This window comes from Cryobacterium sp. BB736 (assembly GCF_014980265.1).
Taxonomy (GTDB): domain Bacteria; phylum Actinomycetota; class Actinomycetes; order Actinomycetales; family Microbacteriaceae; genus Terrimesophilobacter.
Map to the genome: position 1 here is coordinate 823,558 of NZ_JABXWQ010000001.1, position 22,921 is coordinate 846,478.

The following is a 22,921-nucleotide window of genomic DNA, read 5'->3' on the forward strand; positions in this document are numbered from 1 at the left end:
TGCTCCTTCTTCTCAGGCGATGACGTCGAGGATCGAGGTCAGCTGGGCCGGGTGCGGCTCGGATCGCAGCGGGGTGTCAGCTGTGGCGGGCTTATCGGCGAGCCGGCCGGGAAGGTTGCCTCCGGGTTCCTCCCGCTGCCGGTCACGGGCATCCGGTTCCGACTGCGCAGACACGTCGAGCTGCGCCTGCAGCCCGGTGGCGGCGAGATCCCGACGAAGGTCCGGAAGGATGGCCCGCAACGCGTCCCTTCCCACATCGAGTGGCGCGAACAGTTCCACCCGAACGCCGTCGGGTCCGACGTGGGCTCGCACCGTGACAGGACCGAGGTTCTCCGGCGTGACCGTGACCGTGACGACGTGGTCACCGTGCGGTGCGCGGGCCAGGGTGACGATCGGGGTGAGCACCTGGCCGGCGAACGGCACCGGCCGCTGGGCGGGGACGGCGGATGCGACGGCGACCGTCGGTGGTGAGACCGGCTGGGTGACGGGGGTGATGGGGGCCGCCGGCGGCGGCTCGACGGTCTCGGCCGGCGGTGCCGCAGCGGGTTGTGCGGGAGCGCTCTGTCCCGATGCGTTCGTGGTCCCAGAGGCTGAGATCGGCGTCGGGGCGGCTTCGCCGTGTACTGGAGCGACGGATGCCGGTGTTGGCGCTGCGACGCGAGTCGCCGTCGGTTCGCCTGCCGGCTCGTCGGCGGTGGTGAGCGGCGGCGCGGACGGGGTGCCATCGTCGTTCACCGCGGCCCTGCGCAGAACCGGCGGCGCTGCGGTCGGTGCGGCTGGCTCGTCGGCCCGCGGCCGCGTGCCCAACGGGGTGGAATCGGGTGCCGTCGCATCCAACTCGGTCCACGCCTCGGCCCCGGTTGCCGGGATCGGTGTGGGCCGGTCCCCGCTCGAGGCTTCCGGAACCAATGCAACCTGGGTCGACTGAGGCAATCCGACCGGGTTCGTCGCGGGCTGCGTCGACGCAGCGGATTCCGGGGTCTCCTCAGGCTCTGACGGCAGTTCGGCGTCGCCTCCCGGCGCCGCGGTGGTCACTTCGGCGAGCACTGCGATGGCCGAGCTCATGATCGCGGCGAAGGCGTCGATCGACTTCTCATCGCCTGCCGGCGCTGCTGCAGTCGGTCGAGTCGACGCGACCGGCGTCGCCACGGGTAGGTTCAGGATCGTCATCGCGCGGCCCCCCTGCCGGCGCTCGCGAACTCGTCAAGCAGGTGCTGCTCGGCGCGTAGTTCCTCGTCGTCGAGAGCGCTGCGGTGCCGGGCCTCGAGCTTCTCGAGTCCGAGCGCGTCGGCACGCGACCGGTTCAGTCTGACGCCTGCCTCGTCCGCTTCCGCACGGTGCACCGCCGCGAGGTCGGCCAGGTCGGCGAGCGCCGCTTGTGTCGCGGAACGCGCCGCGGCGATCGCAACCAGGGAAGCGGTGCTCACCGCATCCGGAGCAATGCCGGAAAGCACGGTGCGCTCGCCAGCGGCGCGATCCGCGGTGGCGGCGAGCCTGGCGTTGGCGAGCGCAAGGTCACCGGCAGCGACATCCTTCTCCAGCTGCCGCAGGCGCAGCAGACCGGACAGCGGGAACCTGGCCATCACATCACCCCTAACTGCCCGACGAGGGCACGCAACCGACCCCACGACTCCCCAGTCCCGGCGGCTTCGTCGACTCCCTGCCGAAGGAAGTCGTTGATCGCATCCTCGTGAGCGATCGCGGCATCGACCCACCGGTTGCTGCCCTGCTTGTAGGCGCCGACGTCGATGAGGTCCTGCGCCGACTTGCGCGCGGCGAGCACCGTGCGCAGTGCCGTCGCGGTGAGCGCATCCTCTGGGCTGACGAGCTTGCCCGCGACCCGGGAGACGGATGCGAGCGAGTCGACAGCGGGGAAATGCCCGGTCACCGCGAGCTTGCGGTCGAGCACGACGTGGCCATCGAGGATCGAGCGCGCGGCATCCGCGATCGGCTCGTTGTGATCGTCGCCGTCGACCAGCACGGTGTAGATCCCGGTGACGGATCCGGTCTCAGCTGTGCCGGCCCGCTCGAGCAGTCGGGCGAGCAGCGAGAACGTCGACGGCGGGTAGCCGCGAGTCGCAGGGGGCTCACCGACGGAGAGCCCGATCTCGCGCTGTGCCATCGCGACGCGCGTGAGCGAGTCCATCATGAGCAGCACGTCAGCGCCGGTATCCCTGAACGATTCGGCGATGCGAGTAGCGACGAACGCGGCCCGCTGCCGCATCAGCGCCGGCTCATCCGACGTCGAGACCACCACGATGGAACGCGCGAGTCCGGCCGGGCCGAGGTCGTCCTCGAGGAACTCGCGCACCTCGCGACCCCTCTCGCCGACGAGCGCGATCACCGACACCGTCGCATCCGTGCCTCTGGCGATCATCGACAGCAGCGAAGACTTGCCTACCCCCGACCCAGCGAACAGGCCGAGTCGCTGCCCGCGGCCGACGGTCGTGAGCGTGTCGAGCACGCGAACCCCGAGCGGCAGTTCGGTGTCGATGCGCGCACGGCGCATCGCCGACGGTGTGTCGTTGTCGATCGGCACCAGAGTGTCGTGCGCGAGGGGTCCCTTGTCGTCGATCGGACGGCCGAGGCCGTCGATGACCCGGCCGAGCAGACCGCGACCGGTCGGCACGAGCTGCGGCCGCAGGCTCGCGCGCGCCGCGGCGCCGGCGCTGACACCGTTCATCCGGGTGAGCGGCATGCACCGGATGCCGGCGCGCGTGGTCGCGATCACCTCGGCGTCGATGAACGGGCCGTCGCCGATGGTGATCAACTCGCCAATCGCGCAGTCCAGCCCGACCACCTCGATCCCGAGGCCGACCACCGATGTGACGGTGCCGACCTTCTGCGGCCGGGCAGCGAGAGCCGCCTCGGCGAACTGAGCCCGAATGGTGGTGTCTGTCAGCGTCACGATCCCTCCCCGAGCAGCACGCCGCGAGCGCGCTCGATGGCGCTGGTGATCCCGGCGTCCAGGAAGCCATCCGGAAGCTCTGCGATCGCATCGCCGCGCCGCAGTGACGGGTCGGCGCGATACTCGAGGCCGGCCGTCTCGGCGGGATCGAGCGCCGCAAGATCGGAGGGGTTCAGGCGCACCGACACCACGACCGCGGTGTCGGTGTGCGCGAGCACGCGGTGTACTACGGCGCGCGCAGAAGCGGTGTCGTCGCGCAATTCGTGTCCGACGACGGCCTCCGCCAGGTCGATGGCACCGGCCGCGATCAGGTCCTGCGCGTCTGCCAGCACCGGGGTGGTGCAGTCACGCACCGCGCGCGCCGCAGCCTCGAGAACCGCGCGGGCCCCCCGGCGCTCGGCGTCGTGTTGCGCGATCCTCGCCGCATACTCCGCTTCCTTGCGGGCCAGCCACTCCTCCTGCTCGCGAGCTGCGGCGCGCAGCCCAGCGGCGAACCCTGCGGCGTGCCCCCGGATTCGTTCGCCCGCGTCACGTGTGGACGGCACCCCGACCCGCACGGCGGGGAAGGCCGCGGGCAAGAACTCGGCATCAGTAGACATACTCGTCCTCGTCGACACGTTGCACCGTGATCGCACCCTGCGACTCCATGTCACGGATCGCGCGCACGACCTCTGCGCGGGCCTCCTCGACCTGGGACAGGCGCACAGGGCCGAGAGCCGCGGCCTCGCCGTCGAGCAGTTCCCGGTTGCGTTCGGACAGGTTGCTGCGGATGACCTCGATGACCGCCTCGTTCGTGCCCTTCATCGCGGTCGCCAGCACTGTCGGGTCGATGCCGCGCAGCACCTGCTGTACGTCGCGGCGCTCGAATTTCACGATGTCCGAGAAGGTCAGCATCCGGGATCGCACCTCTTCGGCGAGTTCCGGGTCGCGTTCCTCGAGTGCCTCGAGCAGCGCCCGCTCCGTCGCGACATCTGCCCGGTTGATGATGTCCACCAGCGGTTGGATGCCGCCGACCACCTGGTTGGCTTCGCGCGAGGAGACGACGGCTCCGGCGCGCTGCTTGAGCGTGTCGGTGACGATGCGCACAGCCTCTGGCGGCGCCGGGTTCATGGTCGCGATGCACTCGGCGACATCGGTGCGCAACACTTCCTCCAGTCCCGACATCACCTGGGAGGCGAGCTCCGGTCGCAGGTGGGCGAGGACGAGCGCGATGGTCTGGGGCAGCTCGCCCTCGAGCATGCCCTGCACCTGCGCCGGTTCGGCGGCATCCAGGAACTCGAACGCCTTGCCCGCCATCGACGACGTCACACGGCTCATGAGCCCAGCCGCCCGCTCGGCACCGAAGGAGGCCTCGAGCAGGCCGGTCGCGACATCCTTGCCGCCGCGCGCTGCGGTGGTGCCGCGCATCGCCAACTGGTGGAACTCAGCGAGCGCCGCTTGCGCGACCTGGGGATCCACGCGCCGCAGGCGCACGATCTCGGCGACGATCTCTTCCGCCTCGGCCTCGCTGAAGCGCTTCAGAACCTCGGCCGCACTCTGGGGGTCGAGGTTCATCAGCACGACGGCAACCTTTTGCGTGCCGTTCAGAGCGGTTGGTGTTGTGACTTCGCTCATGCGGGCTGCCGATCGTCCATGAGACTGCGCAGGAACTCGGCGGTGCGCTGCGGGTCGCGCTCGGCAAGCGCTTCGATCTCTGCGCGGGCGCGCGCGGAGTCACTTCCGGCATCCGGGGCTGGCGGAGCTGCCGGCAGCTCGGCCGGCGGTGGGGTGGCTCCGAGCAGCGGCACCGTCTGGGCCGGTCCGTAGAGCATGTCCTTCAGCTCGCCGATCTCGACCGCGTCACGCTCTCGCTGCGACCGTCGCGACAGCAGGACGATGGCGACGACGATGAGCACCGCGAGTCCGAGCACGATGGCGACGGTGGTGATCAGGGTGGTGAGCCGTTCCGCGGCCGCTTCCGCCTCCGCTGCGGCCAGCGCCTCGGCTGCCGCCGCAGCGCCGGCGGCGTTGAACGGCACGACCTCGACGGTGACCTCGTCGCCCCGGTCGGTGTTGATGCCCGCCGCCGCGGCGACCAGTGCGGAGATGTTGGTGATGTTCAGGTCGGATGCCGCGGCTTCGTTGAGCGCCACCGAGACGGTCTGCCTGGTGATCGCGCCAGCCGGGATGGTGCGGGTTTCAGTGACCTTGTTGACGGCGTTGTTCCGGGTGACCGACTCCGACGTGTAGACGCCGTCCTGCTCGCCGCCGGGAACCGCGATGTTGTCGGGACCGAGCACGCCGGTCGCGGCACGGCCGCCGTCATGCGTCTCGGTGTGGGTGGACTCGTTGAGTGCCGGTGCGTCATCCGGGACCGTGAACTGCTCCTCGAGACGCTGAGCGGACTCGTAGCTCATGTCTGCGGAGACGACGACGGTCGCGTTGCCGACACCGGCGACACGGTCGAGCATGGCCTGCACCGCCTGGCGGACGCGTTCCTCATAATCCGACCCGCGTTGGTCGGCGGTGCCCGTCGCACCGACTCCGACGGCCGAGAGCACCGTTCCGTCGGCGTCGACCACCGCGACGTTGGCTGCCTTCATGCCATCGATCGACGCCGACGTGAGCTGCACGATCGCCTGAACCTGCTCGGCGCTGAGGTCGACTCCGCGCTCGGTCTCCACGAAGACCGACGCGGTCGGTTCCTGACGTTCCGACACGAAGACGCTGTCTTCTGGGATGGCAAGGCGAACCGATGCCATCTTGACGTCCTTCATCGCGCCGATCGTCGCGGCAAGCTCCCCTTCGAGCGCCCGCTTGTAGGTGACCGACTGCTGGAAGTCCGACGACGTGACGCCCATGTCATCGAGCAGCGAGTAGCCGCCGTTGCTGGACGACGGGAGCCCGGCAGCGGCGGCCTTCAGGCGCTGGTCGTAGACGTACTGCTCGGGCACGAGGATGCTCCCCCCGCCGCCGGTGAGCTCGTATGGCACGCTCTCGGCGCGCAGCTGCTCGACGATCGCGCTCGCATCCTTGGGCGCCAACCCTGAGAACAGGGGCGTGTAGGTGGGGCGGCTCAGCCAGATGCCCAGCGTTGCCACGCCGAGCACAAGCACCGCGAGCCCGATGATCGCGAGGGTGCGCTGGGCGATGGTGAACTCACGGACGCCCGAAACGAACCGCCTGAGCGCGGTGGAGACTTGGGTCGGCATCAGGCCTGCATCCTCATGATCTCGTTGAAGGCGTCGACACCCTTGTTCCGCACCGCGGCGATCAGCTCGAGGGTGACCTGCGCGCGGGTCGCGGCGATGGTGGCCTGGTGGATGTCGGCGAGGTCACCGGTGACCGCCTTGATCGCGAGCCGGTCGGCGTCGGCCTGCAGCCCGGCAAGGCCGTCGATCGCGGTCGAGAGCGATCCGGCGAAGGCGCCGTCGCCTGCGGCACCCGCGGACCGCGACGGGTCGACATAGCCGGTCGGGGCGACGCCCGTGACGGAGCTGACGGCGGGGATCATCATGCGCGTCCGATCTGCAGTGCGGCCTGGTAGGACTCCTTGGCCCGGTCGACGACCGCGGCATTCGCCTGGTAGCCGCGCTGGGCGAGGATGAGCTGGCTCATCTGTGACGCCAGGTCGATGTCGGGGTAGCGCACGTATCCCGCTTCGTCCGCGAGCGGGTGGTCCGGCTCGTAGACGACACGGCCCTCGCCGTCCCCGAACGCGGCTCCGGCGACATAGACGCCTGAAGTGCCGCGGCCCTCCTCCGCGATGACATAACGGGCGCGGAACGCCTCACCGTCTGTGCTCGCCGCGGTGTTGATGTTCGCGAGGTTGTCGGATACGGCATCCAGCCACTTCCGGTGCACGTTGAGGCCGGTGCCGGCGATGCCGATCGCGTCGAAGGTCATGAGTTGGTCCTCATCGCTGCGCGCAGCTTGGCTGTTTCGCCATCGATCGCGCGCGCGGCGAACTGGAAGCGGAGCACCGTGTCGATGTTGGACAGCGTCTCGGTGTCGAGGTTGACGTTGTTGCCGTCGAGCCGGGTCGGTTCGAGTGAGCGGGCCACTGTCGCCTCGGCGCTTCCGTCACCGCGGCTCACGGACTGGGCGAGGGCATCCTCGAACAGCACCCGCTTGGCCTGGTAGCCGGGCGTGTTGACGTTGGCGATGTTGTTCGCGATCGTGCGCTGCCGCAACGCGAGGCCATCGAGGGCGCTGGTCAGCGCGAGCGAGGTGACCGAATTGAACACGCAGATCCCGTTTCGTAAGGTGCAACGTCGGCCGGTCCCTGGCCATCACGAGAACGATCCCTGTCCTCGTCTCTTGCTATCGGCCGCTATTGGCCGGGCGTTAGGAGAGTCACCCTGTGACATCCAGGTAGACGGATGCTGCATCCGGTCGCAGCGCGGGCACAGCCCGGATCGCGGCGAGGTGGCCGGCGGTCTCGACCTGCAGGTCGCTGAGCTTGCGGATGGCTCGCTCCTGCACCTCGAGGACCCGGCTGGCCCGCTCGTGCAGGTCGTCAGGCAATGCGCCGAGGTCGCCGGGCGGGTTCCAGCTCGTCGGGACGCCGTATGGCGCCGACTTCGCAGCCAGCTCGAGAGCGGCGAGGGCGCGCTCCCACGCCTCGAAATCCTTCTCAGGCAATGATGATCGTTCCCGTGGGGCGTGCGGAGGCGGTGCTTTCCGCGAGTCGATCGGCCGCCTCATGCCAAGTGAGGCGCAGCGGCTCGAGGAGTTCTGCGCAGGTCCGGGTCGCGATGGCGTCGCGATGGGTGTTGGCGTGCACGAGAGAGCTGGAGACGTAGTTGTACAGTCCGAGCAGCCCCTGCGCGCCGTCCCACACGTCGAGCCGGAGCGACGAGGTCAGCTCGGCGACGATGGCCTGCGCGTGCAGCAGGTTCTCGGATGCTGTGGACCAGTCCTCCGCCAGCTGCGCCGTTTCCGCGCGGTGCAGGTCGAGCAGCAGCCGGTCGTAGAGCATGGTCAGCAGTCGCGCCGGGCTGGCCGAGAGGATCGCCTCCCGGTTGTAGCGTGAGCGCAGCTGCTCGCCTGCGACGTTCACGCTCATGACGCGCTCTGCATCTTCGGCAGGCTGTTCACCTGGGAGGCGAGCCACGCCGATTGGGCGTTCATGGTGCTCAGCTGCACCTCGAGGGCGGCATAGGTGCGCTCGAGCGTCGCTCGGCGGGTCGCGAGCCTGGTGTCCCAGTTGTCGATCTGGTTGCTCAATTGGCCTACGAGGGATTCTTGCCCGGTGATCTTGGTGGTGAGCAGGCCGTCGAAGCGGTCGGATGCCTGGTCCGCGGCACCGGCGACCCGTGCGGCGAGCTGCTGAACGATGTTCGTGGTGCGAGCCGGGTCCTTCTCGAGCGCCGCGGCGAATCGTTCCTCGTCGAATTCGAGTACGCCGTCCTTGGTGAGGCTGATTCCGATCGTCGACGGCGACACGCCGTCCACTGGGAGCGTGGCGGTGCTCACGAGCCACTGGTTCACCGCGCGAATGCCGCTGTCGCCCGTGAACGGTCCGCTGCCGACTACGGGCTTGCCGTTGCTGCCGGTCCTGGACGTGACTGCGGACTTCGCGGCGATCTCGGCGAGCGCACCGGCGATGGAGTCGACGAACTTCTTCGCCGCCTCACCGATCGCGGTGTCGTCGCGTTGCACGGTGATGGTGACCGGTGCGGCGGATGCCTCTCCGACGGTCACGTCGACGCCCGGCAGGAGCCCGGTGAAGGTGTTGCTCGGGGAGGTGATCACCTGCTCGGCCGCGGTGCCCGCCCACAGCCGGAGCTGCGCATCCTGGGCACTCACGATGTCGGTCACGGTGGCGGCGGTGCCGCCGATGCTGAACGCGCCAGCCGTTCCGCTGTCGGTTGCAGTGAACTGCACGCGGAACAGCGGATCGCCGGTCACCGCGTCGGTGCCGGCTGCCACCTTCATTGCGCTGACGCCTGCGTTGGCCTTGTTGACCGCGGTGACGATGTCATCGAGCGAGTCGGATGCCGCCGTGACCGTCACCGGGTCGGCCGAGCCGACGGTGATGGTCAGCGCGGTGTCCGGCCAGGCGCTGATCCGCTCTGACAGCGAGATCTGCCGCGCGCTGAGCTGGTCGACGACGATGCTCGTCTCGCCCGCGGCTGCGGAACGGCCGGCGGTGGCGGTCACTTTGTCGGAACTCGACGTGGTGCGCAGCAGGTCGAGGGCGGCGGGCTTGGCCGTGTCTTTCGCGAGCGTGCCGAGTTCGGCGATCTTGGTGTTCAGGCCCTTGAGCGCGGCGATCATGCCGTTGGTAGCGCTGACCTTGCGCTTCAGGAGGGTCTGCGGGGCAGCCTCGAGCTGCATGAGGGAGTTGATGAGCGACGTGGTGTCGAGCCCGCTGGCGAGGCCGTCTATCGAAAGTGCCATGCTCGTCCGTCCCTACTCGTGTGTGAGATTCGAAACGCCCGGGACGACCGAAGCGAGAGGTCCAGTTCCCCTTCGGCCATCCCGGGCGTGGTCAGTGCTTAGCCCAGGAGCTGCAGCACGCCCTGGTTCGACGCGTTTGCCTGAGCGAGCATCGCGGTGCCCGCCTGCGACAGGATGTTCGAACGGGTGTAGTTGACCATCTCCTGCGCCATGTCCGTGTCGCGGATGCGCGACTCGGCTGCCGAGAGGTTCTCCTTCGACACGTTGAGGCTGTTGATGGTCGACTCGAAGCGGTTCTGCACCGCACCGAGCTCGGCGCGAGCGGTGGACACTGACTTGATGTGCCCGTCGATGGCCGCGATGGTTGTGAGTGCGTTCACCGCGTCGTCGAATCCGGTACCCGTGGCCAGGCCAGTGATAGCCGTGCCAATAGTCGCGACGTTCGCGCCCGCAAGGTCGACGCCGATCTGGTCTTCCGCAGCAACGCCACCCGCACCAACCTGGAAGGTGAGGTTTGCGCTGCCGTTGAGCAGCTTGATGCCGTTGAAGTTGGTCGAAGCACCGATTCTCGAGAGTTCCGCTCCGAGCGCCTCGACCTCAGTGGCGATCGCCGCACGAGAGTCAGCGTTGTTCGAGTCGTTGCCGGCCTGAACAGCGAGGTCACGCACGCGCTGCAGGATCGAGTGAACCTCGGTCAGGGCGCCTTCCGCGGTCTGGATGACCGAGATGCCGTCCTGGGCGTTGCGGGCAGCAACGTTGAGGCCGCCGATCTGCGAACGGAGGCCCTCGGAGATCGCGAGGCCCGCTGCGTCATCCGCTGCGCGGTTGATGCGGAGACCACTGGACAGCTTCTCCAGCGACTTCGAGAGATCGTTCTGCGTGTTGGACAGGTTGCGGTACGCGTTGAGCGCCGCAACGTTGGTGTTGATCTGCATACCCATTGTGGTTTCCTCCGTGATCTGGGTGTTGTGCTGCACAGCCCGTCCATGGGCTGTCGCGAGAAGCTATCGGCTGCGCCGCGGCATCCGTTAGGAGAATCGAGTCGGGAGTTTTTCGCGGTATCGCCTCGCTCAAAGTGGGCAAACGTCCCGACTCGATTAGGATCAGGACGCTGCGGTGGTGCCGGCGATCAGCGGACTTTTCGCCATCCGGCTCATGCCCGCTGCCGCGCGGTCGGCGAGCCGGCCGAGGTACGCGCTGCGGCTCGACACCGCGATGCGGGACTCCAGCTCGACCTCACCTGGCCCATCGGCGTAATGCGTGCGCAGTCCGTCGCGGAGCAGCCGGATGGCCTCCGTGCGCTGCTGCGAAACCGCGGAGTGAGTGATCCCGAGTTCCGCCGCAACGTCCCCGACCGAGCGGTCCTCGAAGTACACCTCCCGGACGATGTGGCGCATCTTCGGAGGGAGCGCCTCGATTGCGGCATGAAGGTACGCGATTCGCTCGTCGTGCAGGAGCGAATCCTCCGGCAACACGGTTTCGGCTTCCAGGAACTCGGCGGTCAGGTCGTCCAGCGGCGAGACGGTCCGCGATGCGTCGGCAACGGCCTCAGAGGCGCTCTTGCGATCGACGCCCATGGCCGCAGCCAGCTCGTCCACGCTCGGAGAGCGGCCCAGCGCTGCAGTGAGCGACTCCTGAACGGCGAGGGTCTCTTTGATCCGCTTCCGGGCGGAACGTGTGGCCCAATCGCTGGACCGCAGCTCGTCGGCGAAGGCGCCGAGCACACGCTGCCGAGCGTACGCGCCAAACGGAACACCGAGCTCCGGGTTGAAGGAGTCGGCGGCGGAGATCAGCCCCAGTGCGCCAGCGGAGGCGAGGTCATCGCGGGAGAGATGAGTGGCTTTCGCCACCAATTCGGAGACGAGATAGCCCACCAATGGCAGGTTCTCGACCACCAGCTTGTTGCGCTCGGTGCGATTCAACGACAAGACCCCCGTCTGAGACGAATTCGGAAACTGATTCGAAGGCGGGTAAGCGCGTGGTTGTTGAGTTGATCATTTGCGAGCGGTCGATCGGTTGGACCTGGGGTGGCATGTTTCGGGTGCCGGGTGCGTCGGGAGTGATGCGGCGCGGTCGTGGTGCAACCTTCGTCACTCCTGTCGGGCGGACTGGTCTGTTCACTCCGCCTGTCAGTGACACTTTCACTGTTTTTGAGCGCAAAACAAAGCACCGTTCTCCCCCAGTTCGGGGGAACGTATCCCTCTTTTTGGGGGAGACAGGAGGGTCCTTCGAGTGGGATCGAGCGATCGCTAACCGTTGTACGCGTCCGGCCGACAGTTGCCATTGGAAGCGAGTCGACCCCAGCCGCAAGGCATCCGGCGATACGCTGACACGACCCGGCTGACTGGAGGCATTCGTGAGCGCAAACGACGTTTCGGCGCTGCTGTGGCGCGAACGCGAACTGCTCGAGATGCTGCTGTTCAAGCTTGAGGAGGAGCAGCTGCTCCTCACCGCAGGCAAGACCCGGTGGCTGCAACACGCGACCCGCGAGGTGGAGCAGGTTCTCGACCGGCTGCGCGCCGCCGGCCTGACCCGCACGATCGAAGTCTCCGCGCTCGCTCAGGAGTGGGGCGCGCGCGAGGATGCGACCCTGCGCGACCTGCTCGCCGCCGCGCCGGAGGGAACCTGGACGGATATCTTCCAGGGCCACCTGAGTGCGATGACCGAGCTCGCGGCGCAGATCAAGGAGGTCAGGGACGGCAACGAGCGGCACCTGCGGGCCGCGGTGCGGTCGACCCAGGAGACGATCGCCGACCTCAACCCCGACGCAGGCATCTACACCGCCGACGGGGCAAGCTCAGCGTCCACCGGCAGCGCGAACCTGGTCGACACGAGTCTGTGAGGAGCACCCCGTGAGTACGTTCAGTGGCCTGTCGACGGCATATTCCGGCCTGTCCGCGGCACGCGCGGGACTGGATGTCGTCGCGCAGAACATCGTCAACGCCAACACCGACGGCTACACGCGCCAGCGCATCTCCACCTCAGCGGTGGGTCCGGTCGCCGAAACCGGGCTGCTGACCACGGTCGGCCGGGCCGGGCAGGGCGTCTCGGTCGACGGGATCACCCGCATCGGCAACATCTTCCTCGACGCGCGAGTGCGTGGCACGTCCGCGGCATCCGGTTACTGGAGCGTTCGCGACACCGCCATGTCGAAGCTCGAGGCCGCCCTGCAGGAGCCGGGGCCGCACGGCCTCTCCGCGCAACTGGGCGAGTTCTGGGCGGCGTGGCAGGACCTCGGCAACCGGGCCGGAGAGCCGGCCTCAGCTGGGGTTCTCCTCGAGCACACCGGTGTGCTGACGTCCGGCATCGCTCGCGCCTACCGCAACGTCGAGGGCCAGTGGGCCCAGCTTCGAACGGAAGCCGACGGCATGGTCGCCGACCTGAACGAGGCGGGCGCGCGTGTCGCCGACCTGAACGCGCGCATCCGGGCAGGACTCGCCACCGGCGCGAACGTCAACGAACTGCTCGACCAGCGCAGTGCGCTGACCACGTCGATCGCCGAACTCGCGGGCGGAACCGTGCGCGAGACCGGCGACGGCACCGTCGAGGTCCTGATCGGCGGCAACGCCCTCGTCTCGGGCGACCGCTTCCGCGCCGTGCAGGTTGCCGGCGGCTACCGGATGGAGGACGCCCCGAGCTCACCGGTGCGACTGGAGTGGGCACACCGGCCCGGTGAAGCCGTCTCCCTCGACGCCGGCCGGATCGGCGGCGCGGTCGCGATGCTTGCACCCGCCGATGGATCAGGCACCGGCGGACCACTCGCCGAGGCGGCAGCCTCGTACAACGTGTTCGCGACCCAACTCGCTGACGCCGTCAATCAGGTGCACCGCACCGGCGAGACCGTCTCCGGCGCCACCGGTCTCGACTTCTTCGAGTTCGACGCCGCACTGCCCGCGGCGCTCGGGATGCGTGTCGTGCCCACCGATGTGAACGGCATCGCCGCCGCATTGCCAGGATCGGGTGCGCTTGGCGGCGGCATCGCCGACGCGATCGGACAATTGGGCGTCGGGCCCGGTTCACCCGACTCGCTGTGGTCGACGATCGTCACCGGAATCGGCGTGGCCAGCCGCAGCGCCGCCACCCAGTCGGCGCTGGCCGACGTGGCGAGCAACGCCGCGTGGACCGCCCAACAGTCCCAGGCCGGGGTCGACCTGGACGAGGAGAACGTCAACCTCCTCACCTTCCAGGTCGCGTATCAGGGTGCTGCTCGCGTCATCACCGCTGTCGATGAACTGCTCGACACGCTGATCAACCGCACCGGCATCGTCGGGAGGTAACGGATGATCTCCCGGACAACCAGCCAGAGCATGGTGCGCACCGCCCAGCACAACCTGCAGGCGAGCATGTCCGCGCTCGCGAAGCTGCAGGACCAGGCATCCAGCCGGAAGGCCATCACGCGACCATCAGATGACCCGACCGCCACCGCTCAGGCGCTGCAGGTGCGTGCTGAACAGCGGGCAACCAGCCAGTACAGCCGCAACATCGCTGACGGCACGGGCTGGCTGACGACGGTCGACTCCGCTCTCAGCGCGACCACGGGCATCCTGAACCGCGTGCGCGACCTCACCGTGCGCGGCGCGAACGAGGGCGCGATGTCGCCGACCGCGCTCGAGGCGATCGCCGTCGAACTCGACAGTATGCGCGCGGAGCTGCTCAAGCAGGCGAACACGACGTACCTCGGCCGAAGCGTCTTCGCGGGGAACTCGGATGCCTCGGTCGCGTTCAACCCCGACTACAGCTACACCGGTGCGGCAGGGAGCACCGTCGAGCGTCGCATCGACGCCAACAACACGGTCCGGGTGGACGGCGATGGAGCGGCCGTCTTCGGTGTCGGCGCTGGCTCCGTCTTCGCGCTCGTCGACGCCATCGCGGCTGACTTGCGTTCCGGTGTCAACGTCGGCCCCCGCCTGCAGGAGATCGATGACAGGCTTACGGCGATGCTGGGCGAGCAGGCCGCGGCAGGAACACGTCACGCCCAGATGCAGTCCGCTGAGGAGTCGAACATGGAACAGTCGGTCGCGCTCGAAGCGCAGAGGTCGGGCGTTGAGGACGTCGACCTCGCGGGGATCATCCTCGACCTGAAACTGCAGGAAGTGGCGTACCAGTCCGCCCTCGCGGTCACAGCGCGCGCCTTGCAGCCCTCCCTGATGGACTTCCTGCGATGACCGCATCCCTGACTTTCATCGAGTCGCCGCCCGGGTTCGACGCCCTGGTCGACTTCACCCTCGAGGATGTCGCTGGGGCGCCTGGGCTGTTCGTGCTTCGGCCAGACTCCGAGCGCGGCATCCGGATGTTCGTGATCGATGCCTCCCTCTACCTTCCGGACTATGCGCCGGTCCTCTCGGACACTCAAGCGGCCGCGCTCGAGCTGACGCGGGCAGAGGATGCGCTGCTGCTCGTCGTGGCGAATCCCGGCGATGACGGCACGACGGTCAACCTGATGGCACCGATCGTGGTGAACTCGACCACCGGACGCTGCGCCCAGGTGATTCTGGACGATGCGGTGTGGCCGCTGCGCGCACCGCTGCGCGCTGCCTGAATTGCTGGCTGGGAGAATCGGTTCATGACCGATACCCGCACGCCGGCCGCTGAGCCGGACCTGGCCGCAGCGGCCGCGATGTGGGCGGCGTACGCGCACGCGCATCCGGATGCCGTGCGCGGCCAGGGCTACACGGTCGACCGGTTCGGCGACTCGGCCGAGCTAGCGGACCTACTGTTGCGTCAGGTCACCCACGGCCCGAAGCGCGCCACGTCAACGCTTGTCGCCGACTTTGCCGCCGAAGGCGAGGAGCCGCCTCGCATCGGGTCCCACTGGGTCGCGTGTGATGGCGCCGGAGCGCCTCGTGCGATTCTCCGGACCCTCGAGCTGCGTATCGGCGACTTCGGCAGCGCCGACGAGTCGTTCGCGTTCGATGAGGGCGAAGACGACCGCTCGCTGGAGAGCTGGCGGGCGGAGCACCGCCGGTACTGGCAGCGCACGAGCGCTGCGCGCGGGGCGACCTGGTCGGAGGCCGACGAGATCGTGTTCGAGCGTTTCGCGGTGGTCTGGCCCCCCGAACTCGCCGACTGACCGCTGGGCAGTCCCCTCCCCCGACAAGCGCTCGCGCGGGTGTTTCTTGCTCGCGCGGGTGCTGCAACAACCGCGCGAGCACAATTCACCGCGCGGTGGCGCGGTGGGCGACAACGGGCCGCGCGGCGAAGGCGCCGACTACACTTGCCGAAGGTGCGCCGGGAAGTCTGGTCGGCAATGAGACCGCCGACCCCGGAAGGCACCTTGTGACCCAGCAACGCTTCCCCGCTCGCGGCAGCTGGCCAGAGGCCAGGCGCATCGCCGAGGTGCTCCGCAAGGAGACAGTCGGCGGCATTCTCTTGGTGGTCGCCGCGGCCATCGCGCTTGTCGTGGCCAACTCCCCGCTCGCAGACGGCTACTTCGCCGCGCGCGACTTCAGAGTGGGACCCGCCGAGTGGAGCCTCGACCTGACCATCGGCCAGTGGGCCTCCGATGGACTGCTCGCGATTTTCTTCTTCCTGATCGGGCTCGAGCTGAAACGCGAGTTCGTCGCCGGTGACCTGCGCCACCCGCGCACCGCGGTCGTGCCCGTGGTCGCGGCTGCCGGCGGTGTGCTCGTGCCAGCCGTCATCTTCGTGGCCGTCACCTGGGGCGATGCGCTCGCGTTCCGCGGGTGGGCGGTGCCCACCGCGACCGACATCGCGTTCGCCGTCGCGGTGCTCGCCATCATCGGGTCGCACCTGCCGAGTGCGTTGCGCATCTTCCTGCTCACCCTCGCGGTGGTCGACGACCTCATCGCGATCACCATCATCGCGGTCTTCTACACCGAGGCCGTCATGCCGCTGTACCTCCTGCTGGCGCTCATCCCGATCGGCGCGCACCTGCTGCTCGCCCGGCGGTTCTCTTCGACCCTCGCTCGACACCGCCTCGCGGCGTGGGGAATGCTCGTGCCTCTCGGACTGATCGCCTGGCTGCTCGTGCACGCATCGGGAGTGCACGCGACGGTCGCCGGCGTGCTGCTCGCGTTCACCATCCCGGTGCTGCGACCCGGCGGCGCGGCCGGGCCGGGCCTGGCGGAGGTTTTCGAGCATCGTCTGCGACCCCTCTCCGCTGGCTTCGTGCTGCCGGTGTTCGCGTTCTTCGCGGCGGGGGTGGCCATCGGTGGCGCCGACGGCTTCTTCACCGCGCTCGCGCATCCGGTCACCCTCGGCATCATGGCGGCGCTGGTTCTCGGCAAGCCGATCGGGATTGCCGGAAGCACGTGGCTGGTCACGCGGTTCACGACCGCAGAACTCGAGCGGTCGTACGGCTGGATCGACCTGGTCGGCATCGCGACCCTCGCCGGGATCGGGTTCACCGTGTCATTGCTGATCGGAGAACTGGCATTCGGCCACGACGACTACGGAGACCTCGCGAAGGTCGGCGTGCTCACGGCGTCAGTGGCCGCAGCCGTGCTCGCGGCGCTCATCCTCACCGCACGCAATGGGCGCTACCGGCGGATCGAGCGCGCGGAGAGCGCGGACGACGACCGGAACGGCATCCCGGATGTCTATGAGACCGGCGGGACCGCTTCCTGACGCGGCTTGGTGACGTCCCAGAGGTGATGCTCGGGGTCGTGAATCAGGTACTTCGCGAGCGTCGCAACGCTGAACTGGGCTCCGTCGCCGCGCGTGCCGGGGCGAGACCAGGCGGCATTCGGGACCGCGTCGAGCGCGTCGGCCAGCTCCTGCCCGGCGACCAGCAGCTCATCGGCGACCACGGCCGGGTCCTGCTCGTTGTACCGTTCGGCGGCCGCGGTCTCGTCCTGGTCCCAGCTGGGGAACGTCGGGTTGTCCTCGGTCAGCATGAGGTCCAGTCGCACCCGGAAGATCCGGAACACGTCCCGCACGTGCGCTGCGTACTCGAGCGGCGACCAAGTTTGCTCATCCGGTCGCACCCGCACGTCGGGGCGATCCAGCACGCCCGGCCAGAGGTCCGCGACACCCCGCACCAGGTTCGCGACATCGTGCTCGCTCGTCGTGGACGCGTCGAACGAGCACTCGGGACACGGGCGCTCGAGCACCCAGGTCCAATCCTTGGTGTCCGCAGGGATCCTCATCCATCAATCGTGCACCAGTTGGCTCCGAGGTACCGTAGATTTCATGCCAACCTTCTCCCCCGACGTCATCAGCGCTGTGCTCGCTCACATGAACGGCGACCACTCGGATGACAACCTGCTGATCGCGCGGGCGTTCGGGAGCCCGGATGCCGACACCGCGACCATGACAGGGCTGGACGACGTCAGCGGTCACTGGGAGTACGCGATCGGCGACGACGAGCACGAGTTGAGCGTGCCGTGGTCGGTCACGATCAGCGAGCGACCGGAGATCCGGCGGGAGATCGTAGCCCTGTACGACGCCGCGTGCGCAAAGCTCGGCATCGAACCGCGGCCGCACTGACTCGCACCTCGCCGGCATTTGACCCATCCCAAGGAAATCCGGCCACGAAGGTGTCGACACCAGGCATCCGGACCCGACTGAACCCGAATCTCCTTGAAACGGGTTCAGGGCTTTCTTCAGGTTGGACGCCTGGGTAAGCTTAGGGTTACCTAACCTAAGGAACTCGATGAGCGTCATCCCCTTCTCGCAAGCGCTGCGCGAACGCACCTGGACCGATCACGGCAGCACCGAGAGCGAGACGTTCATGTCCGACCTCATGCGCGGCAAGGGGACCCGCGACGACTACATTGCCCTCGTCGAGCAGCACTACTTCATCTACGCGGCGCTCGAATCGGCGGCTGAGCGGATGGCGGACGATCCTGTCGCCGCGCCGTTCATCTCGCCGCAACTGACCCGGATGCCCGCGCTGGAAGCGGACCTCGAGTTCCTGATCGGTCCCGATTGGGCGGCGCGCATCCGGCCGTTGCCCAGCACGCAACGCTATGTCGATCGCATCACGGAGGTCGGCAGCAGTTGGCCGGGCGGATTCATCGCGCACCACTACACGCGCTACCTGGGCGACCTGTCGGGCGGTCAGGTAATCCGCCGCCTCATGCAGCGCCAGTTCGGGTTCGAGACCAACGGCGTGGGCTTCTACCTGTTCGACCAGATCGCCGACCCGAAGCAGTTCAAGAACACCTACCGCGAACAGCTCGACTCCGTCGACTGGGACGCGGATGAATGCGCTCGCGTGATCGACGAAGTGGTGCTCGCCTACCGGTTCAACGCCGACCTGTTCGTCGACCTCTCCGCAGCCAAGGCCGCCGCCTGACTCAGGTCGCCGCGGCCGCCTCGATGCCGGGGATGCGCTGCACGCCCGACATGAACCGCCGCACGTTCTCGTCGACGATGATGTCGGATGGCCGCAGCGGCCTGGTCAGGTAGAGCCCGTCGAGGTCGGTGATGCGGCTGAGCGCGACGTAGGTCTGCCCTGGCGCGAACGACCGTTGGCCCAGGTCGACGATTGCGCGCTCGTAGGTCTTGCCCTGCGATTTGTGGATCGTCACCGCCCACGCGAGCCGCAACGGGAACTGGGTGAACTCGGCGACGATGTCCCGCCGCAGCTGCTTCGTCGCCGGCGAGTAGGAGTACTTGTACTTCTCCCACACCGCCGGCTGCACCTCATGCACCTCACCGTCGATGTCGACCCAGACGGTGTCGGCGATCTTCTCCACGGTCCCGACGGTGCCGTTGACCCAGCGCTGGTCGCTGTCGTTGCGCAGGAACATCACTCGCGCACCGACCTTGAGTTCGAGCCGGTCGTCAGCCGGGAAGGCCCGTCCACCGAAGTCGCCGTTGATCTCCGCGTTGGCGGTCAGTGCCCGCCCTGGCAGTCGGCCGAGTTCGGATGCGTTGATCCGGTTGACCGTGTCGTTGCGGGTCGCCAGCGTGATCGCGTCATCCGTCGGCGCCGGCCGCGCGCCCACCGCGTTCAGCCGCCCCGCTATCTCCGCCGTGACCATGCCGTGCCGCACCGCGTTCAGGAGGTACTTGAACTCCTCCTCATGCTGACGGTGGATCGTGGTGAGCTCGACGATCTTCAGCTCGGCTTCGGCCCAGACCCGGGCGTCAAAGAACCACATCGACCGGTATTGGTCGGCGAAGTAGGCCCGCTCGTCGCCGTCACCCGGCACAGGAGCGAGCTGGTACGGGTCGCCGAACAGCACAATCTGCACGCCGCCGAACGGTTCATGCCTCCGCGCCCTGGCTTGCCGGAGGCTGCGGTCGATCGCATCGAGCAGGTCGGCGTTGACCATCGACACCTCGTCGATGACGAGGGTGTCGATGGTGTTCAGCAGTTTGCGCAGCTCGGCGCTCTGCTCCAGCTCGTGGTCGGCGATGACCCCGATGGGGAGCCGGAACAGCGAGTGGATGGTCTGCCCGCCGACGTTCAGCGCCGCCACCCCGGTCGGGGCTGCGATCACGAGCTGCTTTGACGTGTGCCAAGACAGGTGGTTCAGCAGCGTCGACTTACCGGTGCCCGCACGCCCGGTCACGAAGACATGGTCGCGCGTGCCCTCGATCATCTCGAAAACCGCCGCTTGCTCGGCGGAGAGCTGTGGCTGGCTCAATCAACTACTCCCGCCTGGTTCCGACTACCCAATCTACTGCGCGCCACCGGCACGCCCGCGCCGACCCCGCCCGTCTGTGGGTTTCGCGCCCGACCGTAGGATTGAGTGCATGGCGAACGCATCCGGCACCCCCGAGCGGGGCCGGGTCATCGCCGGATGGCTCATCCTCCTCGGCCTGATCATCGCCGGGTTCATCGCCACGGTCGTGACCCTCAACCAGACGGTCTTCAGCGCGCAGGGTTTCGTCACCCACTACCTCGAGGCCCTCGAGCGACGCGACGTGCCGGCGGCGCTCGCGACCGAAGGCGTCACCGCGGTGGAGGGCGCGAGCGACAGCCTGCTCGCCCCGGATGCGCTCGGCGAGCTGTCCGACATCGACATCGTCGCCGAGGAGGTCTTCCCCGATGTCCGCGTGGTGACCGTCGCCTACACGCTGGACGGGGTGGCAGGCGAGACCGAGTTCTTCGTTGAGCCCTCCGGCAACCGGTTCGGGCTGTTCTACGGCTGGTCCTTTGCCCGGAGCCCGATCAGCGTGCTCGAGGTGACACCGCTGCACGCCGCCGAGTTCACCGTCAACGGCATCCGGCTCTCGTCAGCCGGTGCCAACCAGCCGAGCGCTTGGCAGGTGCTGACCCCCAGCCGGTACGTGCTGAGCCACGACTCCAGGTACCTGACCGCGACTGACGTGCCGGTGCGGGTGACGACGCCGAACAGCATCGTCCCGGCCGAGGTGGACGTGCAGGCCAGCGCCGAGTTCGTCTCCCAACTGCAGGACGAGGTCGACTCGTTCCTTCAGGACTGCGCCGCACAGCAGGTGCTGTTCCCCAGCGGATGCCCGTTCGGGCTTCCCATCGACGACCGTGTCGAGAGCGCTCCACAGTGGTCGATAGCCGAGCATCCGGTGATCAGCCTCGTGCCCGGTGACACGTCCGACGTCTGGGTGGCGCCGGAGACCGCGGGCGTAGCGCACCTGAGCGTCGAGGTGCGGTCGCTGTTCGACGGCTCGCTGTCGCGAGTCGAAGAGGACGTGCCGTTCACGATCAGCTGGGCTGTGACGCTGCGCGAGGATGGCGGCGTCTCGATCGACGTGCTCTAACCGCGCTTCTCGAGCTTCTGCAGCATGTCGTTGTAGGCGCTGAGCTCGGCGCCGCCGTCCCGGTCGTCCCTGCGGTCGAGGCGCTTCGCCTCCTTCTCGTCGCTGCGTGCCCACATGACGGCAACCGCGATCGCCAGGGCGATGGTGGGGATCTCGCCGACGCTCCAGGCGATCCCACCGCCGATCTGCTGATCCTCGAGCGCGCTGGGGCCCCAATCGCGACCCATCGCGCCGTACCAGTCGGCCAGCAGCAACCCGGTGCCGGTCATCAGGCCCAACCCGAAGAAGGCGTGGAACGCCATGGTGGCCAGCAGCACGATGAGCCGCATCGGGTAGGGCGCGCGGTACGGCAGCGGATCCACCCCGATGAGCGCCTGCACCAGCAGGTAACCGGTCAGCAGGAAGTGGACGATCATGAAGGTGTGGCCGATGTGGTCCTCTGCCGCCCACCGGAACAGCGGCGAGTAGTAGAAGATCCACAGCGATGACGCGAAGAACGCGCCGGCGACGATCGGGTTGGAGAAAAAGCCGGCCCACCGGGACTGCACGGTGAGCAGGATCCACTCGCGCGCGCCACGACTGCCATCCGACCGCTTCTGGATCGCCCGCATGGCGAGCGTGACCGGCGCGGCGGGGGCGAGGAAGAGCGGCACAGCCATGCCGATGAGCATGTGCGCGAGCATGTGCGAACTGAACAGGAACTGCTCGTAGACGTTCATTCCGCCGTTGGTGACGTAGAACAGCAGCGCGAGGCCGACCAGCCACAGGATCGTGCGGTACACCGGCCAGCGGTCGCCGCGGCGGCGGAGTCGCCACACGCCCGCCAGGTAGAAGAAGGCCAGGAACGCGGTGATGAGCACCCAGAGGATGTCGAAGTCCCACTCGGTGAAGTACCGCTCGAAGGTGAGCGGCGGCGGCAGGGGCTCACCGGTGAGGAGGGCGGCCGGCGACGAGTCGAACGGTTCCTGCGCCACCGGGGTCGGGGTGGCGGCGAGTCCGGCTGCGACACCCGATGCGACGCCCATAACGACCACCTCGGCGACGACCAGCCACCAGAAGCCGACTCGCTCCGGCAATCTGTCGTTGACCATCCGGCCGATCACGAAGCGGCGCTGGAAGGCGCCGAACCCGCCAAGCGTCACGAGCGCGAGCACCTTCACGATCACGAGCACGCCATAGGGCGACAGGATGCTCTCGACCGAGCCGATGCGGATGGCGGCGTTGACGGTGCCGGAAGTCGCCACGACGATGAAGCTGACCAGGGCGAGGGTCGAGTAGCGCGACAGCACCGTCACCAGCCGCCTGGGGCCGAGCGTGCCGCGGATGAGCACCAGCGTGACCAGGCCACCGAGCCAGACGCTCACGAACACCAGGTGCAGTCCGAGGCTGCTCACGGCGGCGTCGTGGCTGGCTGCCCCGGCGGCGTGGCCCATGAGCGCCAGTGGAACCAGGCCGACAACGCCGAGTGCCGCGACCAAGGCCACCGCGGTGCGGTTGCGCACCGCGAAGCAGAGCACCGTGACGACAGCGGGCACGACCGTGGTGGTCAGCCATAACCGGCCGATCTCGAAGTTCACGAGGTAGTTGCCGAACTGCTGCCCGAAGGTCGGGTCAAGGCTCGGCTGCAGACCGGAGACGCTCAGGTAGGTGAAGAAGGTTGCCGCACCCGCTGCGATGGTCCAGGCTGCTGCCGTCGCGGATGCGACATCCATCGCGCGGTCGAACGCGGCCTCCTTGCCGAGCGCGAAGCATGCGAGCACGAGCGCGCCGATCGTCGTCGCCGCGGTCAGGTCGAGTGCGAGCCGGGAGATGGGCACGCCGTAGCGCACGATCGCGCCGGGATCGAACCGCGGCGCTTCGGCGCCGCCGCCGAACTGGAGCGCGGCGACCAGCGACACCAGCGCGGCCAGCAGCAGGGCTGCGGGCGCCAGCAATCGGATGGTTCTCGGCACCACCCCAGCCTACGTACTTAGC

General features: G+C 68.3%; 26 protein-coding genes. 9 read left to right on the plus strand and 17 right to left on the minus strand.

Annotated elements, in window-relative coordinates; all coding sequences use genetic code 11:
- Positions 1–12 precede the first annotated feature (12 nt).
- The 14 genes from IRG63_RS03960 to IRG63_RS04025 form a co-directional block, all read right to left on the minus strand.
- On the minus strand, positions 13–1,170 hold the full coding sequence (locus IRG63_RS03960) for a flagellar hook-length control protein FliK (protein WP_193509279.1): 1,158 nt from the start codon (positions 1,168–1,170) through the stop codon (positions 13–15).
- Positions 1,167–1,583: a flagellar FliJ family protein gene (locus IRG63_RS03965; protein WP_168625920.1), complete on the minus strand. Its 417-nt coding sequence runs from the start codon at positions 1,581–1,583 to the stop codon at positions 1,167–1,169. The genes IRG63_RS03960 and IRG63_RS03965 overlap by 4 nt, the downstream gene beginning before the upstream one ends.
- Positions 1,583–2,902, minus strand: a complete 1,320-nt coding sequence (locus IRG63_RS03970) for a FliI/YscN family ATPase (RefSeq protein ID WP_193509563.1) — start codon at positions 2,900–2,902, stop codon at positions 1,583–1,585. The genes IRG63_RS03965 and IRG63_RS03970 overlap by 1 nt, the downstream gene beginning before the upstream one ends.
- Positions 2,903–2,904: 2 nt before the next feature.
- Positions 2,905–3,507 carry a FliH/SctL family protein gene (locus tag IRG63_RS03975; RefSeq protein ID WP_193509280.1) on the minus strand — a complete coding sequence of 201 codons (603 nt, stop codon included), beginning with the start codon at positions 3,505–3,507 and terminating at the stop codon, positions 2,905–2,907.
- A complete protein-coding gene (gene fliG / locus IRG63_RS03980; protein ID WP_193509281.1) occupies positions 3,497–4,522 on the minus strand; it encodes a flagellar motor switch protein FliG in 1,026 nt (341 codons plus the stop codon). Before fliG ends, IRG63_RS03975 begins: the two co-directional genes overlap by 11 nt.
- Entirely contained in the window at positions 4,519–6,099 is a 1,581-nt protein-coding gene (gene fliF, locus IRG63_RS03985) for a flagellar basal-body MS-ring/collar protein FliF (RefSeq protein WP_193509282.1), read from the minus strand. Before fliF ends, fliG begins: the two co-directional genes overlap by 4 nt.
- Positions 6,099–6,404, minus strand: a complete 306-nt coding sequence (fliE, locus tag IRG63_RS03990) for a flagellar hook-basal body complex protein FliE (RefSeq protein ID WP_193509283.1) — start codon at positions 6,402–6,404, stop codon at positions 6,099–6,101. The genes fliF and fliE overlap by 1 nt, the downstream gene beginning before the upstream one ends.
- Positions 6,401–6,793, minus strand: coding sequence for a flagellar basal body rod protein FlgC (locus IRG63_RS03995; RefSeq protein ID WP_168625927.1), 393 nt, complete (start codon positions 6,791–6,793; stop codon positions 6,401–6,403). The genes fliE and IRG63_RS03995 overlap by 4 nt, the downstream gene beginning before the upstream one ends.
- The gene (locus IRG63_RS04000; protein WP_168625928.1) at positions 6,790–7,134 is read right to left on the minus strand and encodes a flagellar basal body protein; all 345 of its coding nucleotides are present in this window, start codon (positions 7,132–7,134) and stop codon (positions 6,790–6,792) included. Before IRG63_RS04000 ends, IRG63_RS03995 begins: the two co-directional genes overlap by 4 nt.
- A gap of 109 nt (positions 7,135–7,243) precedes the next feature.
- On the minus strand, positions 7,244–7,531 hold the full coding sequence (locus tag IRG63_RS04005; RefSeq protein ID WP_168625929.1) for a hypothetical protein: 288 nt from the start codon (positions 7,529–7,531) through the stop codon (positions 7,244–7,246).
- On the minus strand, positions 7,524–7,955 hold the full coding sequence (gene fliS, locus IRG63_RS04010; RefSeq protein ID WP_193509284.1) for a flagellar export chaperone FliS: 432 nt from the start codon (positions 7,953–7,955) through the stop codon (positions 7,524–7,526). Before fliS ends, IRG63_RS04005 begins: the two co-directional genes overlap by 8 nt.
- Positions 7,952–9,292 (minus strand): flagellar filament capping protein FliD, encoded by a 1,341-nt coding sequence (gene fliD, locus IRG63_RS04015; protein ID WP_193509285.1) that lies wholly within the window; start codon positions 9,290–9,292, stop codon positions 7,952–7,954. Before fliD ends, fliS begins: the two co-directional genes overlap by 4 nt.
- A gap of 98 nt (positions 9,293–9,390) precedes the next feature.
- Positions 9,391–10,233, minus strand: coding sequence for a flagellin (locus IRG63_RS04020; protein WP_193509286.1), 843 nt, complete (start codon positions 10,231–10,233; stop codon positions 9,391–9,393).
- Positions 10,234–10,395: 162 nt separating this feature from the next.
- Positions 10,396–11,214 (minus strand): sigma-70 family RNA polymerase sigma factor, encoded by an 819-nt coding sequence (locus IRG63_RS04025; RefSeq protein ID WP_193509564.1) that lies wholly within the window; start codon positions 11,212–11,214, stop codon positions 10,396–10,398.
- Between the two features lie 434 nt (positions 11,215–11,648).
- Here IRG63_RS04025 and IRG63_RS04030 point away from each other — a divergent pair, with 434 nt between their 5' ends.
- The 6 genes from IRG63_RS04030 to nhaA all read left to right on the plus strand — a co-directional run bounded on the left by IRG63_RS04030 (position 11,649) and on the right by nhaA (position 16,879).
- Positions 11,649–12,134: a flagellar protein FlgN gene (locus tag IRG63_RS04030; protein ID WP_193509287.1), complete on the plus strand. Its 486-nt coding sequence runs from the start codon at positions 11,649–11,651 to the stop codon at positions 12,132–12,134.
- A 10-nt stretch (positions 12,135–12,144) separates the two neighbouring features.
- On the plus strand, positions 12,145–13,569 hold the full coding sequence (gene flgK / locus IRG63_RS04035; RefSeq protein WP_193509288.1) for a flagellar hook-associated protein FlgK: 1,425 nt from the start codon (positions 12,145–12,147) through the stop codon (positions 13,567–13,569).
- A gap of 3 nt (positions 13,570–13,572) precedes the next feature.
- Complete coding sequence (gene flgL / locus IRG63_RS04040) at positions 13,573–14,457, plus strand: flagellar hook-associated protein FlgL (protein ID WP_193509289.1); 885 nt, start codon at positions 13,573–13,575, stop codon at positions 14,455–14,457.
- Complete coding sequence (locus IRG63_RS04045; protein ID WP_168625935.1) at positions 14,454–14,831, plus strand: flagellar assembly protein FliW; 378 nt, start codon at positions 14,454–14,456, stop codon at positions 14,829–14,831. The genes flgL and IRG63_RS04045 overlap by 4 nt, the downstream gene beginning before the upstream one ends.
- A gap of 24 nt (positions 14,832–14,855) precedes the next feature.
- Entirely contained in the window at positions 14,856–15,362 is a 507-nt protein-coding gene (locus tag IRG63_RS04050; protein ID WP_193509290.1) for an ASCH domain-containing protein, read from the plus strand.
- 206 nt (positions 15,363–15,568) lie between these two features.
- Complete coding sequence (gene nhaA / locus IRG63_RS04055; protein ID WP_370566171.1) at positions 15,569–16,879, plus strand: Na+/H+ antiporter NhaA; 1,311 nt, start codon at positions 15,569–15,571, stop codon at positions 16,877–16,879.
- Here the strand turns inward: nhaA and IRG63_RS04060 are convergent.
- The gene (locus IRG63_RS04060; RefSeq protein WP_193509291.1) at positions 16,852–17,400 is read right to left on the minus strand and encodes a DinB family protein; all 549 of its coding nucleotides are present in this window, start codon (positions 17,398–17,400) and stop codon (positions 16,852–16,854) included. The two genes, nhaA and IRG63_RS04060, sit on opposite strands and share 28 nt — an antisense overlap.
- Positions 17,401–17,443: 43 nt before the next feature.
- On the opposite strand from IRG63_RS04060, the gene IRG63_RS04065 reads away from it, so the two are divergent.
- The gene (locus tag IRG63_RS04065; protein WP_168625938.1) at positions 17,444–17,740 is read left to right on the plus strand and encodes a DUF2470 domain-containing protein; all 297 of its coding nucleotides are present in this window, start codon (positions 17,444–17,446) and stop codon (positions 17,738–17,740) included.
- 166 nt (positions 17,741–17,906) lie between these two features.
- The gene (locus IRG63_RS04070; protein ID WP_168625939.1) at positions 17,907–18,551 is read left to right on the plus strand and encodes a heme oxygenase (biliverdin-producing); all 645 of its coding nucleotides are present in this window, start codon (positions 17,907–17,909) and stop codon (positions 18,549–18,551) included.
- Position 18,552: 1 nt separating this feature from the next.
- Here the strand turns inward: IRG63_RS04070 and IRG63_RS04075 are convergent, their stop codons facing one another.
- Positions 18,553–19,851: an ATP-dependent RecD-like DNA helicase gene (locus IRG63_RS04075; RefSeq protein WP_193509292.1), complete on the minus strand. Its 1,299-nt coding sequence runs from the start codon at positions 19,849–19,851 to the stop codon at positions 18,553–18,555.
- Between the two features lie 109 nt (positions 19,852–19,960).
- Here IRG63_RS04075 and IRG63_RS04080 point away from each other — a divergent pair, with 109 nt between their 5' ends.
- Complete coding sequence (locus IRG63_RS04080; RefSeq protein ID WP_193509293.1) at positions 19,961–20,947, plus strand: hypothetical protein; 987 nt, start codon at positions 19,961–19,963, stop codon at positions 20,945–20,947.
- On the opposite strand, the gene IRG63_RS04085 is transcribed toward IRG63_RS04080, so the two are convergent.
- Complete coding sequence (locus IRG63_RS04085) at positions 20,944–22,899, minus strand: cytochrome c oxidase assembly protein (protein ID WP_370566172.1); 1,956 nt, start codon at positions 22,897–22,899, stop codon at positions 20,944–20,946. The two genes, IRG63_RS04080 and IRG63_RS04085, sit on opposite strands and share 4 nt — an antisense overlap.
- Between the last annotated feature and the right edge of the window lie 22 nt (positions 22,900–22,921).